Source organism: Azonexus fungiphilus (assembly GCF_003634965.1).
In the GTDB taxonomy this organism is placed as follows: Bacteria; Pseudomonadota; Gammaproteobacteria; order Burkholderiales; family Rhodocyclaceae; genus Azonexus; species Azonexus fungiphilus.
The window spans coordinates 132,550-149,059 of sequence record NZ_RBXP01000017.1; the positions used below are offsets into that span (position 1 = coordinate 132,550).

General features: G+C 68.2%; 15 protein-coding genes. 10 read left to right on the plus strand and 5 right to left on the minus strand.

Annotated elements, in window-relative coordinates; translation table 11 throughout:
- Window positions 1–82: 82 nt before the first annotated feature.
- The 4 genes from DFR40_RS13270 (at window position 83) to DFR40_RS13285 (ending at window position 4,819) form a co-directional block, all read left to right on the plus strand.
- Complete coding sequence (locus tag DFR40_RS13270; protein WP_211329804.1) at window positions 83–2,266, plus strand: FepA family TonB-dependent siderophore receptor; 2,184 nt, start codon at window positions 83–85, stop codon at window positions 2,264–2,266.
- Between the two features lie 65 nt (window positions 2,267–2,331).
- Window positions 2,332–3,792 carry a class I SAM-dependent methyltransferase gene (locus tag DFR40_RS13275; protein ID WP_121458979.1) on the plus strand — a complete coding sequence of 487 codons (1,461 nt, stop codon included), beginning with the start codon at window positions 2,332–2,334 and terminating at the stop codon, window positions 3,790–3,792.
- Between the two features lie 32 nt (window positions 3,793–3,824).
- The gene (locus DFR40_RS13280) at window positions 3,825–4,160 is read left to right on the plus strand and encodes a hypothetical protein (RefSeq protein WP_121458980.1); all 336 of its coding nucleotides are present in this window, start codon (window positions 3,825–3,827) and stop codon (window positions 4,158–4,160) included.
- A gap of 59 nt (window positions 4,161–4,219) precedes the next feature.
- Window positions 4,220–4,819 (plus strand): SOS response-associated peptidase family protein, encoded by a 600-nt coding sequence (locus DFR40_RS13285; RefSeq protein WP_170160223.1) that lies wholly within the window; start codon window positions 4,220–4,222, stop codon window positions 4,817–4,819.
- On the opposite strand, the gene DFR40_RS13290 is transcribed toward DFR40_RS13285, so the two are convergent.
- Window positions 4,820–5,596, minus strand: a complete 777-nt coding sequence (locus DFR40_RS13290; RefSeq protein WP_121458982.1) for a ferredoxin--NADP reductase — start codon at window positions 5,594–5,596, stop codon at window positions 4,820–4,822.
- Window positions 5,597–5,695: 99 nt separating this feature from the next.
- Between DFR40_RS13290 and DFR40_RS13295 the strand changes: the two genes are divergently transcribed.
- Both DFR40_RS13295 and DFR40_RS13300 read left to right on the plus strand, forming a co-directional pair.
- Window positions 5,696–6,619: a LysR substrate-binding domain-containing protein gene (locus DFR40_RS13295; protein WP_121458983.1), complete on the plus strand. Its 924-nt coding sequence runs from the start codon at window positions 5,696–5,698 to the stop codon at window positions 6,617–6,619.
- A gap of 94 nt (window positions 6,620–6,713) precedes the next feature.
- Window positions 6,714–7,271: a Spy/CpxP family protein refolding chaperone gene (locus DFR40_RS13300; protein WP_121458984.1), complete on the plus strand. Its 558-nt coding sequence runs from the start codon at window positions 6,714–6,716 to the stop codon at window positions 7,269–7,271.
- 3 nt (window positions 7,272–7,274) lie between these two features.
- On the opposite strand, the gene DFR40_RS13305 is transcribed toward DFR40_RS13300, so the two are convergent.
- Window positions 7,275–8,168 (minus strand): GIY-YIG nuclease family protein, encoded by an 894-nt coding sequence (locus tag DFR40_RS13305; RefSeq protein WP_245985687.1) that lies wholly within the window; start codon window positions 8,166–8,168, stop codon window positions 7,275–7,277.
- A gap of 212 nt (window positions 8,169–8,380) precedes the next feature.
- Here DFR40_RS13305 and DFR40_RS13310 point away from each other — a divergent pair, with 212 nt between their 5' ends.
- Window positions 8,381–8,935, plus strand: a complete 555-nt coding sequence (locus DFR40_RS13310) for a phasin family protein (protein WP_121458986.1) — start codon at window positions 8,381–8,383, stop codon at window positions 8,933–8,935.
- An 84-nt stretch (window positions 8,936–9,019) separates the two neighbouring features.
- On the opposite strand, the gene parC is transcribed toward DFR40_RS13310, so the two are convergent.
- Window positions 9,020–11,347, minus strand: coding sequence for a DNA topoisomerase IV subunit A (parC, locus tag DFR40_RS13315; RefSeq protein WP_121458987.1), 2,328 nt, complete (start codon window positions 11,345–11,347; stop codon window positions 9,020–9,022).
- A gap of 196 nt (window positions 11,348–11,543) precedes the next feature.
- Here parC and DFR40_RS13320 point away from each other — a divergent pair, with 196 nt between their 5' ends.
- A complete protein-coding gene (locus DFR40_RS13320) occupies window positions 11,544–12,902 on the plus strand; it encodes a sodium-dependent transporter (protein ID WP_121458988.1) in 1,359 nt (452 codons plus the stop codon).
- Here the strand turns inward: DFR40_RS13320 and DFR40_RS13325 are convergent.
- Entirely contained in the window at window positions 12,899–13,813 is a 915-nt protein-coding gene (locus DFR40_RS13325; RefSeq protein WP_121458989.1) for a LysR family transcriptional regulator, read from the minus strand. The genes DFR40_RS13320 and DFR40_RS13325 overlap by 4 nt on opposite strands.
- Before the next feature lie 87 nt (window positions 13,814–13,900).
- Here DFR40_RS13325 and DFR40_RS17170 point away from each other — a divergent pair, with 87 nt between their 5' ends.
- Complete coding sequence (locus tag DFR40_RS17170) at window positions 13,901–14,293, plus strand: 4-oxalocrotonate tautomerase (protein ID WP_170160224.1); 393 nt, start codon at window positions 13,901–13,903, stop codon at window positions 14,291–14,293.
- Window positions 14,290–14,919: a cysteine hydrolase family protein gene (locus DFR40_RS17175; protein WP_170160225.1), complete on the plus strand. Its 630-nt coding sequence runs from the start codon at window positions 14,290–14,292 to the stop codon at window positions 14,917–14,919. The genes DFR40_RS17170 and DFR40_RS17175 overlap by 4 nt, the downstream gene beginning before the upstream one ends.
- Here the strand turns inward: DFR40_RS17175 and DFR40_RS13335 are convergent.
- Window positions 14,880–16,502: a sensor domain-containing diguanylate cyclase gene (locus tag DFR40_RS13335; protein ID WP_121458991.1), complete on the minus strand. Its 1,623-nt coding sequence runs from the start codon at window positions 16,500–16,502 to the stop codon at window positions 14,880–14,882. The genes DFR40_RS17175 and DFR40_RS13335 overlap by 40 nt on opposite strands.
- Between the last annotated feature and the right edge of the window lie 8 nt (window positions 16,503–16,510).

The window sequence follows — 16,510 nt, forward strand, 5'->3', positions numbered from 1 at the left end:
CTAATTGGGTATCGTTCTCATTACATTTTATCACCCATGATGTTGGAGAACGACACAAATGTTTCAATGCCCGAAATCGAGAATGCGGCCGCTCAGCATCGCCGTCGGCCTGGCCTGCGCGCTGCCGCAGCTGGCCTTCGCGCAGCAGCCGGAAAGCACGCTCGCCGATGTCGAGGTGATCGGCACCGCCGAGGAAATGCTCAGGCAGGCCCCGGGGGTTTCGATCATTTCCAGGGAAGACATCGAAAAGCGGCCGCCGGCCAACGACCTCTCCGACCTGATCCGGACGATGCCCGGCGTCAACCTGACCGGCAACTCGTCGTCGGGCCAGTACGGCAACAACCGCCAGATCGACCTGCGCGGCATGGGACCGGAAAATACGCTGATCCTCATCGACGGTGTTCCGGTCACGTCGCGCAACTCGACGCGGATGGGCCGCAGCGGCGAGCGCAACACGCGCGGCGACAGCAACTGGGTGCCGGCGGAAGCGGTCGAGAGCATCGAGGTCCTGCGCGGCCCGGCCGCCGCCCGCTACGGTTCGGGGGCCGCCGGCGGTGTCGTCAACATCATCACCAAGCGGCCGTCGAAGCAGCTCAGCGGTTCGCTGACCTATTACACCAACCGCCCGGAAAGCAGCGACGAGCAGGACACCAACCGCATCGGCTTCAGTCTCGCCGGCCCGCTCAGCGAGAAGTTCTCGTTCCGCCTCTACGGCAGCGCCAACAAGACCGATGCCGATGCGCTCGACCTCAACCAGCAGTACGCCACCGGCGTCACCCCGCCGGCCGGCCGCGAAGGGGTGCGCAACCGCGATGCCAACCTGCTGCTGCGCTGGGACCTGACCGACCAGCAGGTGCTCGAACTGAACACCGGCTTCAGCCGCCAGGGCAACATCTACGCCGGCGATCGCGCGGTCTCGGGGAGCGGTTCGCAGACCCTGACCGACCTGGCCAATGCCGGCGCCGAAACCAACACGCTGTACCGCCGTACCGCTTCGCTGGTGCATCGCGGCAACTGGGGCGAAGGGCGCCGGTCGCGCGTCACGCTGGCCTTCGAGGGTACCGACAACCGTCGCTTGAACGAAGGCCTGGCCGGCGGCAGCGAGGGATCGATCAGCACCACGACACAGACGTCGACGTCGGAACTGCAGAACTGGATGCTCAACGGCGAATTCAACAGTCCGCTGCAACTGGGCGGCGTCAAGCAGATGCTGACGGTCGGTTTCGACGTCAAGCGCGAAAGCCTCGACGATCCCTGGTCGGTGAGCAACTCGTCGGCAGCCGTCGGTGCGACGGCTGGGCGTTCGTCCGAATCCGAAGCGAAGAGCTGGGCGCTTTTCGTCGAGGACAACATCGAGGTTACCGACAAGCTGATCCTGACCCCGGGCCTGCGTTTCGACAAGCATGACCAGTTCGGCAACAACTGGAGTCCGAGCCTCAACGCTTCCTACCAGCTGCGTCCGGAGATCACGCTGAAGGGCGGCATCGCCCGTGCCTTCAAGGCGCCCAACCTCTACCAGTCGAACCCCAACTACCTCTACTCGACGATGGGCAACGGCTGTCCGGATGCTTCGCCGAGTCTCGGCGGCGGCTGCCAGATTCTCGGCAACGCCAGCCTGAAGCCGGAAATCAGCGTCAACAAGGAAATCGGCATCGCCTACGACAAGCAGGGCTGGGGGGCCGGCCTGACCTATTTCCGCAACGACTACGAGAGCAAGATCGTCGCCGACATGCCCGACCAGGTGCCGGTCATCATCGGCAACATCCAGCTATATAAGTGGGCGAACGCCGAGAAGGCCGTGGTGCGCGGCTTCGAGGGGCATTTCACGATGCCGCTGCTGGGTGAGTACGGCGATCGCCTGAAGTGGATCAACAACTTCACCTGGATGATCGAGAACAAGGACCGCACGACCCGCCAGCCGCTGGCGACGGTGCCGGAATACACGATCAATTCCAGCCTCGACTGGCAGGCCACCGACAAGCTGTCGATGATGCTGACGGCAACCTTCTACGGCGAGCAGGAACCGCGTTCCCGAACTTCCGGCGGCAGCGGTGCGACCGGTGCCGAACTCCAGGTGCGCAAGCCTTACCACCTGTTCGGCATCAGCGCCGGCTACAGCTTCAATGCCAACCTGAAGGCGCGCGTCGGGGTTTCCAACCTGCTCGACAAGCGGCTCTACCGCGAGGCCAACAGCAGCGGTGCCGGTGCCGCGACCTACAACGAGGCGGGCCGGGCGCTCTATGCGACGGTGACGGCTTCCTTCTGAGGTCTTTGCCGGCTGGCGGGCATCCGGTTGCAGCCGGATGCCCGTTGCCGTTTTGCAGTGCAGGAATGATCGGGGGCAGCATGGATTTCAGCGGCTATTACTCGGGCCTGGCGTACCCGGCGATGTTTCATCGCGAACTGACGCCCTTGTGGCTGACCACGACGGTCGAATCGCTCGGATTCCGGCCGCCCGACATCGATGCCGGCTACACCTGGTGCGAGCTCGGCTGCGGTCCGGGCAGCGGGCTGGCCATCGCGGCGGCGGCCAATCCCGGCGGCCGCTTCATCGGTGTCGACGTGGCACCGGCGCATGTGGCCACTGCGCGGCGTCTGGCGGCGCGGGCCGGGCTCGCCAACATCGAGTTCCATCAGGCCGATTTCGCCGACTGGCTGGCAGCCGGGCACTTGCCGCCGTGCGACTTCATCGTCCTGCATGGTGTCTTTTCGTGGATTGCCCCCGAGAAGCAGCGGGCCGTCCTCGAGATCGTCCGGCGTTCGCTGAAGCCCGGCGGCCTGTGCTACCTGGCCTACATGTCGCATCCCGGGGCGGCACCGCTGCTGTCGCTGCAGCAGTTGCTGGCCGGGCAACCGGCAGTCGATGCGGAAGCGGCGTTGCATGCCGGCTTCTCCTTGCTCGACCGGCTGGCCGCCGGCGGTGCCGGGCAGTTCGTCGAAATTCCCGGGCTGGCAGCCCAGGTCGAACGCCTGCGCCGGCAGTCGGCCGGCTATCTCGCGCACGAATTCTTCTCTGCCCATTGGCAGCCGCTGCATGCGTCGGCGGTGATCCGGGCGCTGGCCGCAGTGGCTTGCGATTATCTCGGCAGCGCCACCCCGCTCGAGAACATCGATGCCGTCTCGCTGCCGCTCGGCGTCCAGGGGGCGATCCGCGACATCGCCGACCCGGCGCTGCGCGAAGTCGCCAAGGATGTCGCGCGCAACCAGAGCCAGCGCCGCGACATCTACCAGCACGGTCGGCTGCGCCTGACCGAGGCCGAGCACCGCGCGGCGCTGTCGCGCCGCCGCTGGTGCCTGCTGCCGGCGGCGCCGGCACCCGGGGCGGTCCGCCTGGAAACGCGGATCGGGCCGGTTGACGGCGCCGAGGCGGTATTTGCGCCCTTGCTGGCGAGTCTTGCCGAGGCGCCGAAATCCTTCGCCGAACTGCTCGAGCTGCCGGCTTTTTCCGGCAACGGCGGCGTCCTCAACCAGGCCCTGCAAATGATGCTCTGGGCCGGCTGGGTGCATCCGCTGCAGGCAACGGCCGATCTCGCCGCCTGCCGGCGCCTCAACCGGGTGATTGCCGCCGACGCGCGGCTCGGCCACGAGATGCCGGCGCTGGCGGCGGCAACGATCGGTAGCGGGGTGCCGGCGAAGCCGCTGGACCTGGCCGTCTGCCACCTGTTGCAGGCGTCGCCGCAGCTGGCCGGCGAGGCCCTGGCCGATGCCTTGCAGCGGCAGTTGGGCACGGCGGTCGAGCCGGCGCTGCTGGCGGCAGCCGTGCAGACTTGCCGCTTTGCCGGCGAGGCGTGAAACTGGCGACCTTTTCGTACGGACATCACGCGATGGAAAACAGCCTTCCCGAAGGACATCCGGACCTGCAGCGGATCGTGCAGGCGGCGCATGCCGACATCCCGGCGCCCGACGCTGCCGGCAAAACCCTGGCCGGGGCGCTGGCGGCAGCGCTCGGCAGCCGCCCGGGCGGCCCCGAGGACCGTGAGAACATCGCCTTCCTGGTGCATGTGCTGTCGGTCAATCGCGCCGAGGGCAACATCGACGACGAGGCCTTCGCCGTGCTGCTCGAACGGATTTCGACCCGGGCCGGACGCGCCGCGCTGGTCGCCAGCTTCACCGCCGAGCTGGAAGCCGAACACGGCTACGAGGACGACACGCCGCACTGATGCTTGTTTCCGCCCGATGTGCTGTATAAAATAACAGTATGTCCGCCGCGGAGCCCAGCATGTGCCACAGTTTCGAATTGAAGGCCAGCGCCAGCCTGCTGCTCAGGCATTGTCCGGGCTTGCCGCTGGCGGCCGGCGAGCGTATCCGGCGCGAGCAGATCGTGCCGGGCGACCAGGCGCTGGTCGTTGCCGGCGGCAGCGGCTGGCTGGCACGCTGGGGGCTGGTCGGCAGCTTTCTCGAACGGGCGCCGCGTCAGCCGCCGCTTTGCCTGGATACCGAAGGTCTTGCCGAGCGGCCGTTCTACGGCCGCCTGCTGCGCCACAATCGCTGCCTGGTCCCGGCCAGTGCGCTGGCGGTTGGCGGCTGGCGGCTCAGTCACCGGCGCGGCCGGCTGTTGTGGCTGGCCGGCGTCTGCGACCGGCATGCCGATGCCGGGCCGACCTGCGCGCTGCTCACCGTGGCGACGAATGTCACGGTCGACGCCCGGATTCCGCTGATTTTGCACGACGACGAAGCCGCCGCCTGGCTGGCCGCCGGCTGGGCGCCGGCGGCCGGGGAACTGGCCGAACTGTGCCAGCCGGCGGCGCGGCCGGCGCTGCACGCGGAAGCGCGCTGCAATCCGGGGCGCCTGCCGCAGCTGGCCTTCGACTTCGCCTGATTACTGCTCGACGAAGGCGCGCTCGATCACGTAGTCGCCCATCTCGCCGATGTGCTTCGAGATGCGAAAACCGAAGCCGTCGAGCATCGCCGAGATTTCCTTGAGCATCGCCGGGCTGCCGCAGATCATGCCGCGATCGGTGGCCGGGTCGAGCGGTGCGATGCCGAGGTCGGCGAACAGCTTGCCGGACATGATCAGGTCGGTCTGCCGGCCTTCGTTGCGGAACGGTTCGCGGGTCACGGTCGGGTAGTAGATCAGCTTGTCGCGGATTTCCTCGCCCAGGTACTCGTGTTCCTTGAGATCGTTCTCGATGTAGTCGTGATAGGCCAGTTCGCTGGTCCAGCGGACGCCGTGGATGAGGATGATCTGCTCGAAGCGCTCGTACATCTCGGGATCGTGGATCAGGCTCATGAACGGCGCCAGCCCGGTGCCGGTGGCGAACAGGAAGAGGCGCTTGCCCGGGTGCAGGTCGCGCAGCACCAGCGTGCCGGTCGGCTTGCGGCTGACCAGCAGTTGGTCGCCGGGTTGCAGGTGCTGCAGGCGCGAGGTCAGCGGGCCATCCTGGACCTTGATGCTGAAGAACTCGAGGTGCTCTTCGTAGTTGGCGCTGGCGACGCTGTAGGCGCGCATCAGCGGGCGCCCGTTCACCTCCAGGCCGATCGTCACGAACTGGCCGTTGATGAAGCGCAGGCCCGGGTCGCGTGTGGTGCGGAAGGTGAACAGGCTGTCGTTCCAGTGATGGACCGAGATCACGGTTTCGCGGTTGAAGTTGCTCATGGCGGTGCGGCGCTGGTAAATGGTGACAGGTGCAGCTTAGGCTTGGTGCTATTGAAATAGAAGCGGATAATTTTTCTATTCGTTATCTGGAAAATCGATATGAAGTTCAGCCTGCGCCAGCTCGAAGTCTTCGTCGCCATCGCCCGCAGCGAGAATGTCTCGCTGGCCGCCGGGCGGCTGGCCTTGTCGCAGTCGGCGGCGAGCAGTGCGCTGGTCGAGCTGGAGCGGGCCTACGCTTGCCCCCTGTTCGATCGCATCGGCAAGCGCCTGCACCTGAACAGCAGCGGCCGCGGCCTGCTGCCCTTGGCCGAGGCGCTGCTCGGGCAGGCCCGCGCCGTCGACGACTACCTCGGCGGCGGTCGGCCGGGGCCGCTGGCGGTCGGCGCGACGCTGACCATCGGCAACTACCTGGCGACGCTGATCGTCGTCGATTACATGCGCCGCTATCCGGATGCGCCGGTCAGCCTGCAGGTGGCCAATTCGGAAACGGTGGTCGGGCGCCTGCTGCAGGGCGAATGCGACTTCGGCCTGGTCGAGGGCGAGGTCGCGCACCCCGAACTGCAGGTCGAACCCTGGCTGGCCGACGAACTGGTCGTCTTCTGCGCGCCCGGGCATCCGCTGGCCGGGCACGGCGCTGTCGACAGCGCGACACTGGCCGGAGAGCCCTGGGTGTTGCGCGAGCCGGGTTCGGGGACGCGCGGCCAGTTCGATCGCAGCATCGGCAGCCGCCTGCCGGCTTTCCGGCTGGGGCTGGAACTCGAACACACCGAGGCGATCAAGCGCGCCGTCGAGTCGGGGCTCGGCCTTGGCTGCCTGTCGCGGCTGGCGCTGCGCGAAGCCTTCCGGCGCGGCAGCCTGGTCGAGCTGCCGACGCCGCAGTTCGACCTGCGCCGGCATTTCTATTTCGTCAGCCACCGCAGCCGCAATGCCGGCCTGGCCGGCCAGCTGTTCCGCGAGCGCTGCCTGGCGATCTGCGCCGGCGCCGGGCGTACCGCCGAACTGGTCCTGCCGTTCATTCCGTGAAGCGACGGCGAGACGAAGTTTTACGGCTGCTTAACCCGGCTTAACGCAGCCGCGATCGACAATTCCGCCTCGATTTCACTATTGCGGAGCTGTCATGTCCAAAACGCCGTACTCCCTGTTGCTGCTGTCCATGCTGGCGCTCGCCGCCTGTGCCCCGATTGCCGGTCGGGGCGGGCCGGACGGCGCACCGCCGAGCGCCGGCGGAGGTTGCGGGATGGCTGTTGAGTCGCTCGACGAGCGGCTGCGCAAGACGGCCGATGCGCTCAAGCTGACGCCACCGCAGAATGCCCTCTGGGAAACCTACCAGGCTGCGGTCGGGGCGCTGCTGGCCGACCAGCGGCGCGTCCAGGGCTATCGCGCCAGGCAGGACGCCGCGCAGCAGATCGCCGGCAAGGTCGATGCGGTGCGCAACCGCCTGTCGGCGCTGGAAGACATCCAGGATGCCGCCGGCAAGCTCTACGCGGCGCTCGACGAAGGCCAGCGCAAGCAGGCCGATGCGCTGCTCGCGGCGACCGTGCCCGGGCTGGATGGCGACGGCGCGGCATGCGCGGCGCCAGCGTCAGGTGGCCAGCGACCGTCCGGGCGCACTGCGCCGGGCGGCGGCATGGGCGGTCCCGGCGGCGGCATGGGCGGCGGGTTCGGCCGGATGTAGCGTTCAGGCGGCGAGGGCGGCGGCCAGCGCGCTGCGCATCGCCGCGGTGTCGCTGGCGGTGCCGGCGAAGGCCAGGCGGCGGCGTTGTCCGCCGTCGTCGAGGTCGGCGCCACAGGCGTCGATGCCGAGCAGGCGCTGCCCGTCCGCCAGTTGCCCGGAAAATTCGTCGAGCAGCGCCGCCTCGGCGTCTGCATCGAGTCCCGGCAGCGCCTGCCAGGCGCTCGCGTCGAGCCAGCCCATGCGGCCGACGCCGCCGATGTAGCGGGCGCGTTGCGGGACGAAGCGGAAGAACTGGAAATCGAGCTGCAGGTAGTGCTCGGCCGCCGGCAGGTAGCGCAGGTAGCGTGCCGTCTCGGCGGCGCTGGCGGCGTGCGGCCGGCAGTCGCCGAGCAGGGTCAGGCGGGCGGCGTCCTGGACGTTGGCCAGGCCGGCGGCGACGACGGCCAGGCTGGCGCGCGGGTCGGCGAGCAGGTTGCGGGTGTGTTCGGCGAGCGCGCTGATCAGCAGCAGCGGTTGCTGCTGCCCGTCGACCACCAGCGGTACCGCAGTACCGTAGGGGTAGCCGGGCAGCTGCGTGGACTGGGTGCACAGCACCGCGTGCGGGGCACTGTGGAGGAGATCGACGATCGGGGCGAACTGGATTTGCATGGCGAGTTGCTCGGCGAACTGGTGTTTTTTCACGGTCGACAGGCTTTTTACCCGATATTCGGCGCGCGATGCCGCCGCCCGGTCGGCGTGCGCCTGCCAGCCGAGCAGCCGGCGCGGCGGCCGGGCGCGCGTGTAGCGGGCGCCGCGGCCGGCGGCGTGGGCGGCGAAACGGGCATCGACATCGGTGGTGATGCCGGTGTAGATGCTGCCGTCGGTACATTCGATCAGGTAAAGGAACCAGGGTTTCACGACAGGGTCGGGGTGGCGGGCGAGGCTGTCATGATACCGCCGCAACGCCTGTCACAATTCGCGGCGAGGATGGACGGGGCGGCGGAATATTCAGTAAATGCTGCGCTGCACAAATATGTCTTGACTAGTTTTCCCGGTTGCATAGAATACGTACATGTTGCACTGCATCAAATCGATTCCGTGCCGATCAACCCCCCTCTGGAGATACCACCATGTCCATCAAACCTGAAGAGTTCGCCAAGTCCGGCTTCAACTTCGCCCTGTTCTTCGCCAACACCGCGTTCGATGGCATCGAGCGCCTGGCCGTGCTGAACCTGGCCGCCACCCGCTCGGCCTTCGAGGCCTATGTCTCGAACCTGAACGCGCTGCTCGGCGTCAAGGACGTCCAGTCGCTGGTCGAACTGCACAAGGGCATCGCCGCCCCGAGCATCGAGAAGAGCGTCGAGTACTCGCGCAACGTCATCGCCATCGCCACCGACGCCAAGGAAAAGATCGCCAAGGAAGTCGAAGTGCATGTCGCCGACACCAGCGCCAAGGTTTCCGGCCTGGTCGAAAAGGCCCTGGCCTCGGCCCCGGCCGGTTCGGAAGTCGCCGTTGCCGCCGTCAAGAGCGCGATCAAGTCGGCCAACGACGCGATCGACGGTCTGAACAAGGTGGCCAAGCAGGCTGCCGAAGTTGCCGAAGCCAGCGTTTCCGCTGCCACCGAAGCGACGATCAAGGCGACCACCGCCGCCGCGCCGAAGGCTGCCGCCAAGAAGGCTGCCTGATCCAGGCTCGCAGCAAGGAAAAACCGGGGCGCCGCCCCGGTTTTTTTACGTCCGTTTTTGCCCTTTCCGGGCAGTCGACCGTGCTTACTTGCGCGGCGCCCGCAGCGGCTTGCCCTTGCCGCCACGATTGCCGCGGCAGGCCTCGAGGCGTTCGCCCTTGAGCTTGCCGGCGACGCCATCGACGACGGCTTCGATGGCTTCCAGCGCCGTCTTGCCGGGGGCGGCATCGATCAGCTTGAGGCCGCGGCCCTTGCCGAGCAGGCGGATGTCCTCGAGCGGGAAGACCAGGGCGCGACCGTCCCTGGTGAACACCGCCACCTCGCCGCCGGCCGGGGCTGGCTGGAAGATCGCCGGCGCCTCGCCGGCGTCGAGCGTCAGGAAGGCCTTGCCGGCCTTGCCGCGCGAGACGAAATCCTCGCCCTTGACGCGGAAACCGTAGCCGCCTTCGCCGGCGACCAGGTACAGCTTGTCGGCCGAGACGGCTTGCGCCAGGACCAGCTTGCCGCCGTCCTGGAAGTCGGCGAGCGAGGTCGAGGGCACGCCGTCGCCCTTGCCGCCGGGCAGGTCGGCGGCGGCGATCGAGTAGGCCCGGCCGCGCGTATCGAGCAGGATCAGGTGGTCCACGGTGCGGCAGGGAATGCAGGCGAGCAGGCTGTCGCCGGAGCGGAACGAGAGCTGCGCCGGATCGACGTTGTGGCCGGTGCGCGAGCGCAGCCAGCCGTGCCTGGAGACGATCAGCGTGGTCGGCTCGTCGGGGATCGAGACGTTCTTTGCATCCGACAGCGTGACGCGTTCGGCGGCTTCGATCAGGGTCCGGCGGTCGTCGCCGTACTTCTTTGCGTCGGCTTCGATCTCGGCGGCGACGCAGGCGCGCAGCGCGCTTTCCGAATCAAGCAGCTTGTTGAGGCCGGCAGCTTCCTCGCGCAGTTTGGCCAGTTCCTCGCCGATCTTGATGCCTTCGAGGCGGGCCAGCTGGCGCAGGCGGATTTCCAGGATGTCCTCGGCCTGGATCTCTGACAGCTTGAAGGCGGCGATCAGGTCGGCCTTGGGGTCGTCCGATTCGCGGATCACCTTGATCACCCGGTCGATGTCGAGCAGGATCGCCTGCCGGCCTTCGAGGATGTGGATGCGCCGCTCGGCGGCGGCCAGCCGGTGGCGGGTGCGCCGTTCGACGGTGGCCAGGCGGAAGCGGCACCATTCGGCGATCATGTCGTGGAGCGTGCCCTGGCGCGGCGAGCCGGTCAGGCCGAGCAGCGTCAGGTTGATCGAGGCGTTGGTTTCCAGGCTGGTGTGGGCGAGCAGCAGGCGCAGCAGGTCGTCCGGCGTCTGCCGCGAGCTGGCCGGCTCGATGACCAGGCGCACGGCGTGCTCCTTGCCCGATTCGTCGCGCACGCCGGATTCGGAAATCGCCGACAGGAAGGCTGCCTTGAGGTTGAGCTGTTCCGGCGTGAACACCTTCTTGCCGGCCTTTTCCTTGGCCACCGGGTTGGAGCAGGCCTCGATCTCGGACATCACCGTGGCGGTCGAAACGCCCGGCGGCAGTTCGGTGATCGCCAGGCGCCACTGGCCGCGCGCCAGGTTCTCGATCTTCCAGCGGGCGCGCACGCGCAGGCTGCCGCGACCGCTCTTGTAGGTGGCGGCGATTTCCTCGGCACTCGAGATGATCTGGGCGCCGCCCGGGTAATCCGGGCCGGGTACCAGCTTGAGCAGTTCGTCTTCGGGGAAGTCCGGGTCGCGGATCAGCGCGACCGCCGCCGCCGCGACTTCGCGCAGGTTGTGGGCGGGGATTTCGGTGGCCATGCCGACGGCGATGCCGGAGGCACCGTTCAGCAGGCAGAAGGGCAGGCGCGCCGGCAGCACGCAGGGTTCGTCGTTGACGCCGTCGTAGTTGGGTTTCCAGTCGACGGTGCCTTCGTCGAGTTCGCCGAGCAGCAGTTCGGCGATCGGCGTCAGCCGGGCTTCGGTGTAGCGCATCGCGGCGGCGTTGTCGCCATCGCGCGAGCCGAAGTTGCCCTGGCCGTCGACCACCGGGTAGCGCAGGCTCCAGTCCTGGGCCATGCGCACCATCGCGTCGTACACCGACGAATCGCCGTGCGGGTGGTATTTGCCGATCACGTCGCCGACGACGCGCGCCGACTTGACGTGCTTCGGGCTCTTGTACAGGCCCATCCGGTGCATCGCGTAGAGGATGCGCCGCTGCACCGGTTTCTGGCCGTCGGCGTTGGCCGGCAGGGCGCGGCCGGTGACCACGCTCATCGCGTATTCGAGATAGCGGCGGGCGGCGTAGTCGGCCGGTGACGGGATGTCCTCGGCCGGGCCTTGCGCGGCCGGCGGCAGCGCCGGCGGCGGTGTTTCGTCGGCGACGGCAGGCGGCGGATTGTTCGGGTCGAAGAGGTTGAGCTGGTCGGTCATGGCAAACGGCGGTTGGCGTCAGGCGAGCGCGATGGTAACCGATTTGCCCGATCCCGCGTGCTGGCCTGCGTCGGCCGCCCGGGGGAGCGGCGGTCTAGGTGAAATCCCTACTACGATCGCCCCGCCAGCGGCGTAGAATCGCGACCTTTTCCGAAAAGACCGGGACGATCCGGCCAACAAAATCTGGGAGAGCAGGATGTCTGAACAAGCGCAAACGGCGCGCGCCCACTGGTCTGGTCGCTGGGCCTTCTTCCTGGTCACCGTCGGTTCGGCGGTCGGCCTCGGCAATATCTGGAAATTCCCCTACATGACCGGCAGCAACGGCGGCAGCGCCTTCGTGCTGGTGTACCTGTGCTGCATCCTCGGCATCGGCGTGCCGCTGCTGATGGCCGAAAGCATGCTCGGCCGGCGCGGCCAGGGCAGCCCGGTCGGCAGCATGCGCGTGCTCGCCGACGAAGCCGGCGCCAGCCGCCTGTGGCAGGTGATCGGCTACATCGGCATCGTCGGTGCCTTCATCATCCTGTCGTTCTACAGCGTCGTCGCCGGCTGGGTCCTCGACTACACCTGGCAGGCCGCCGAGGGGTTCAAGGCACTGCCCAAGGAAGCCTTTGCCGAGGCCTTCGGCGCACTGCTCGCCAGCCCCGGTCGCCTGATCTTCTGGCACACCGTGTTCATGGCGATGTCGGCGCTGGTCGTGCTCGGTGGGGTCACCGGCGGCATCGAGCGTGCCAACAAGATCATGATGCCGGCGCTGTTCGGCATCCTCGTCTTCCTCGTCGGTTACGGCGCGGTTGCCGCCGACCTGCCGGCAGCCTGGCGCTTCCTCTTCCATTTCGACCCGTCGGCGATCAACCGCGGCGTCCTCTTCGCCGCCATGGGCCACGCCTTCTTCACGCTCAGCCTGGGCATGGGCGCGATCATCACCTACGGCTCCTACCTCGAACGCGACGTCTCGATCCCGCGCACCGGCCTGGCCATCGCCGGCGCCGACACGCTGGTCGCGCTGCTTGCCGGCCTCGCCATCTTCTCCATCGTCTTCGCCCAGGGCCTCGAGCCGGCAGCCGGTCCCGGCCTGATCCTGCAGACCCTGCCGCTGGCTTTCTCGCAGATGCCGGGCGGCCATGCCGTCGGCCTGCTGTTCTTCGTGCTGGTCGTCTTCGCCGCCTGGACTTCGGCGATCTCGCTGATCGAACCGGGTGTTTCGCTGCTCAGCGAGCGCTTCGGCATGGCGCGCCGGCCGGCCGTCCTGGCGCTGTGCGCCGGCGTCTGGCTGCTCGGCATCGCCGTCGCGCTGTCGTTCAACGACTGGAGCGGCTTCACGCTGTTCGGTCTGGGCCTGTTCGATCTGCTCGACACGCTGACGACCAAGATCATGATGCCGCTGGCCGGCCTGCTGATCGCGCTGTTCGTCGGCTGGGCGATGAAGCGCGCCCACGTCTACGACGAAATCCGCATGGGCAGCCGCGTCTTCGTGCTGTGGTTCAACGTCGTCCGCTATGTCTCGCCGGTGGCGATCGTGATCATCTTCCTCAACATCATCGGCGTGATCGGCTAAGCCGCTTCGCCCAGCCGCGCCGCCAGGAAATCCACGAAGACGCGGATTTTCGGCGGCAGGTGCGGCTGCGGCAGCCAGATCGCCCACGCCGTCTGGCCGAACGGACCGACCGGGGTCCATGCCGGCAGCAGCGCCTGCAGCCGGCCGGCGGCGATCTCACGGTCGACCGCGTAATTCCACAATAAACCGACGCCGAGGTCGGCAAGCAACAGGTCGCGCACGACTTCGCTGTTGTTCACCGTGACGTTGCTGGCGACGCGGATGCGCGCCTCCTCGCCGGCGCGCTGGAAGCGCCATTCGTTGCCGAACTCGCCGAGGCCGTAGTGCAGGCAGTTGTGGCCGGCGAGGTCGGCCGGCGTTTCGATTTTTCGTCCTTGCAGGTAGTCGACCGTCGCACACAGGCGGTAGCGCACCGGCATCAGCGGCTTGGCGACAACCTGCGGCGGCGGTGTCCGGGTCAGGCGGATGGCGACGTCGTAGCCTTCCTCGACCAGGTCGACCATGCGGTCGAGCAGCGTCAGTTGCAGCTCGATCTCCGGATAAGCGGCAAGAAACTCGGGCAGCAGCGGTGCCAGGCAGAGCTTGCCGAAAGTCACCGAAGCGCTGACCCGCAGCTTGCCGCGCGGCGCCTCGAGCAGCCCGGCGGCCTGGCGCGACGAGGCTGCGAGCTGGGCCACGCCGGGCGCCGCCTCGGCGAACAGCAGGCGGCCGGCCTCGGTCAGCGACATTGCCCGCGTCGTCCGTTGCAGCAGGCGCAGGTCGAGCTGGCGTTCGAGACGGTTGATGCGCTTGCTCACCGCCGATTTGGTCAGGCCGAGCGTGCGCGCCGCCGCCGAAAAGCTGCGCGCTTCGACGACGTGGACGAAGATCGCGAGGTCGCCGAGGCGATCGACCGGGTTGATTGTTTCCATCGGGCAACGAAGTGTTGTTGTTTTGCCGGATTGTATAGAAAAAGGCGACTTGCAATCATGCGTTCGTGGCTTTGACAGGAGACAACCATGCCCTTGATCCAGATTACCCTGAGTACCCCGACGCCGCTGCCGGCCGCTGCCGTGACCGCCTTGCAACGCGAGAGCACGCAGCTGATGCAGCGCATCCTGCGCAAGAACCCGGCGCTTACCGTGAGCAGCGTCAGCCAGCTGCCGCTGGCTGCCTTTGCCGCCGACGGCGAGGCGGTCGCCAGCGCCGCCAGCCTGCTGGCGACGATCACCGCCGGCACCAACAGCGCCGCCGAGAAGGCCGAGTTCATCGCCGCCGCCGCCGGCATGCTCGGCGCCTGCATCGGCCCGACGACGGCGCCGGTCTACGTCGCCCTGCAGGAACTGCCGGCCACCGATTGGGGCTACGACGGCCGCAGCCAGGCCGCCCGCCGCGCCGGGAGCCAATCGTGAGCGGGCCGAGCCTGCGCGCGCTGGCCGGCGTCGCCCCGTGCTTTGCCGGCGGCGGGCCGCTGGCGGTCGAGCGCACGGCGCTGCTCCTGATCGACTACCAGCAGGCCTATCGCAGCGGGCCGCTGGCCTTGCCCGGTGAAGCGGCGGCGAGTGCGGTCGCGCGCCGCCTGCGCGACTGGGCGGGGCGGATCGGGCTGGCGGTGATCCACGTCCACCATCGCCTGCCGGCCGGGGCGCCGCTGTTCGCCGAGGGGACGCCGGCGGTCGAGGCGCTCGCCGGGCTGGCCCCGGGCGCCGGCGAGACGCTGATCGTCAAGCGCCAGCCGTCGGCCTTCGCCGGTACCGGCCTGGCCGACAGGCTGCGCCGGGACGGCGTCGGGCAATTGCTGATCGCCGGCTACATGACCCACAATTGCGTCGATTCGACCGCGCGCGAGGCCTTCCATCGCGGCTGGCCGGTCGGCATCGTCGCCGATGCCTGCGCCACCCGCGACCTGGCGGCGGCGGACGGGCGCCCGCTGGCGGCGGCGACGGTCCAGGCCGCGGTTCTCGCCGGCCTGGCCGACCGGATTGCCGAAGTCGTCGATTACGCCGGGCTGGCGTCGCTGTCGGCGGCGACCGCATAACGCCCGCGGCCGGCTTCCTTGGCCCGGTACATCGCCTGGTCGGCGGCGATCAGCAGGCGCTCGGGGTCGCTGTCGCCGTCGCCGATGGCGATCCCGATCGAGGTGCCGAGGGGGAAGGCGCCCTGGGCCAGCCGGAAGGGGGCGGCGAAGGCGGCCAGGCATTTCTCGGCGACCTTCTCGGCGGTGTCTGTGGCGCGCTCGTCGAGGTCCGATAGCAGGATCACGAATTCGTCGCCGCCGACGCGGGCGAGCGTGTCCTCGCGCCGGATCACCGCGGTCAGTCGCTCGGCGACGGCGCTCAGGGCAAGGTCGCCGGCTTCGTGGCCGTGGCGGTCGTTGATCGGCTTGAAGCCGTCGAGATCGAGGAAAAGCACGGCGATCCGGCCGCGGTTGCGCTGCGCGCGAGCCAGCGCCAGCTGCATGCGGTCGGTCAGCAGCTTGCGGTTGGGCAGGCCGGTGAGCTGGTCGTGGTGGGCCATGTGGCTGAGCTCGGCACGGCTTTCCAGCAGCTTCGAGAGCACCCGGTTGAAGGCCGCGGTGAGGTGACCGACTTCGTCGTTGCGCACCACCGGCAGCGGTTCCAGCGGGAGCTCGCCGAGGGTCATGCGGTCGGCCCGGTTGGCGGTGTCCATCAGCGGCCGCATCATCCAGTGCATGATCAGGATCATCACCAGGATGAAGAGCGGCAGGATGATCGCCGTGTTGCGCAGGATGTAATGGGTCAGCCGGCCGACCGAGGCATGGGCCTCGCTGGTTGGCAGGCGGGCGACGACAAACCAGTCGACGCTCGGCACCGATGCGGTGGCAGCGATTTCCTCGACCCCTTTGGCGTTGACCGTGACCCCGCTGCCGCGAAAGCCGTTCATCGCCAGGTCGTGCAGCTGATTGACGCCTGGGGGCGGTGTCGGTGCAAGAATCAGCGACGGATCCGAGGCCCCGACAAATAGCTTGTCGCGTGGCGAGATCAGCAGCAAGCCCCCGGTTTCTCCGATCCGGGTGGTGTAAAGCGCCGCCAGGAAATTTCCCGATTGCAGCTCGGAAACACCGACGAGTACCCCGCGTACCGTGCCGTCGGCGTCCACCAGCGGTGCCGCCATGGGCAGGATGGGAAAGGCCGCGACGCGGCCGATTGTCGGCCGTCCGATGGCCGCCCGCCCCTGGCTGGCCTCGCGGAAGTAGTCGCGGTCGGCGGCAGAACTGCCGCCGCGACCGGGAATCGTCGGAAAGTCAGCGATGACCCGGCCATCGGTATCGAGCACGAAGAGACCGCGCGAGAACAGCGGATTGGCTTCCTGGCGTTCCTGCAGCCAGCTGCGCAGTTGGCCCGGTTGCCCGAGCAGCGCCTGCGGCAGCTTGCCGGCCAGATGGCTGAGCAGGCCCTGGCGGGCGACGATGTCGCGGTCGACATCCTGGGCCGCATAGTGGGCGATCGAGGACAGCTGGGCCGAAGTCAGCCGGGTCAGGTCGTCGCGCAGGTAGCTGCTGAGGAAGACGATGCGGCTGAGCGCACCGACGAGCAGCAGTAGCGAACCGAGCAGGATCAGTCGGGTGGTCAGGCTGTTGGCATGGAGGCGGAATCTCATCTTGGTGT

Bases quoted from the DNA above. Each gene is read 5' to 3' on its own strand.
- DFR40_RS13270 (WP_211329804.1), top strand. From the start codon at position 83: ATGCGGCCGCTCAGCATCGCCGTCGGCCTGGCCTGCGCGCTGCCGCAG.
- DFR40_RS13275 (WP_121458979.1), top strand. From the start codon at position 2,332: ATGATCGGGGGCAGCATGGATTTCAGCGGCTATTACTCGGGCCTGGCG.
- DFR40_RS13280 (WP_121458980.1), top strand. From the start codon at position 3,825: ATGGAAAACAGCCTTCCCGAAGGACATCCGGACCTGCAGCGGATCGTG.
- DFR40_RS13285 (WP_170160223.1), top strand. From the start codon at position 4,220: ATGTGCCACAGTTTCGAATTGAAGGCCAGCGCCAGCCTGCTGCTCAGG.
- DFR40_RS13290 (WP_121458982.1), bottom strand. From the start codon at position 5,596: ATGAGCAACTTCAACCGCGAAACCGTGATCTCGGTCCATCACTGGAAC.
- DFR40_RS13295 (WP_121458983.1), top strand. From the start codon at position 5,696: ATGAAGTTCAGCCTGCGCCAGCTCGAAGTCTTCGTCGCCATCGCCCGC.
- DFR40_RS13300 (WP_121458984.1), top strand. From the start codon at position 6,714: ATGTCCAAAACGCCGTACTCCCTGTTGCTGCTGTCCATGCTGGCGCTC.
- DFR40_RS13310 (WP_121458986.1), top strand. From the start codon at position 8,381: ATGTCCATCAAACCTGAAGAGTTCGCCAAGTCCGGCTTCAACTTCGCC.
- parC (WP_121458987.1), bottom strand. From the start codon at position 11,347: ATGACCGACCAGCTCAACCTCTTCGACCCGAACAATCCGCCGCCTGCC.
- DFR40_RS13320 (WP_121458988.1), top strand. From the start codon at position 11,544: ATGTCTGAACAAGCGCAAACGGCGCGCGCCCACTGGTCTGGTCGCTGG.
- DFR40_RS13325 (WP_121458989.1), bottom strand. From the start codon at position 13,813: ATGGAAACAATCAACCCGGTCGATCGCCTCGGCGACCTCGCGATCTTC.
- DFR40_RS17170 (WP_170160224.1), top strand. From the start codon at position 13,901: ATGCCCTTGATCCAGATTACCCTGAGTACCCCGACGCCGCTGCCGGCC.
- DFR40_RS13335 (WP_121458991.1), bottom strand. From the start codon at position 16,502: ATGAGATTCCGCCTCCATGCCAACAGCCTGACCACCCGACTGATCCTG.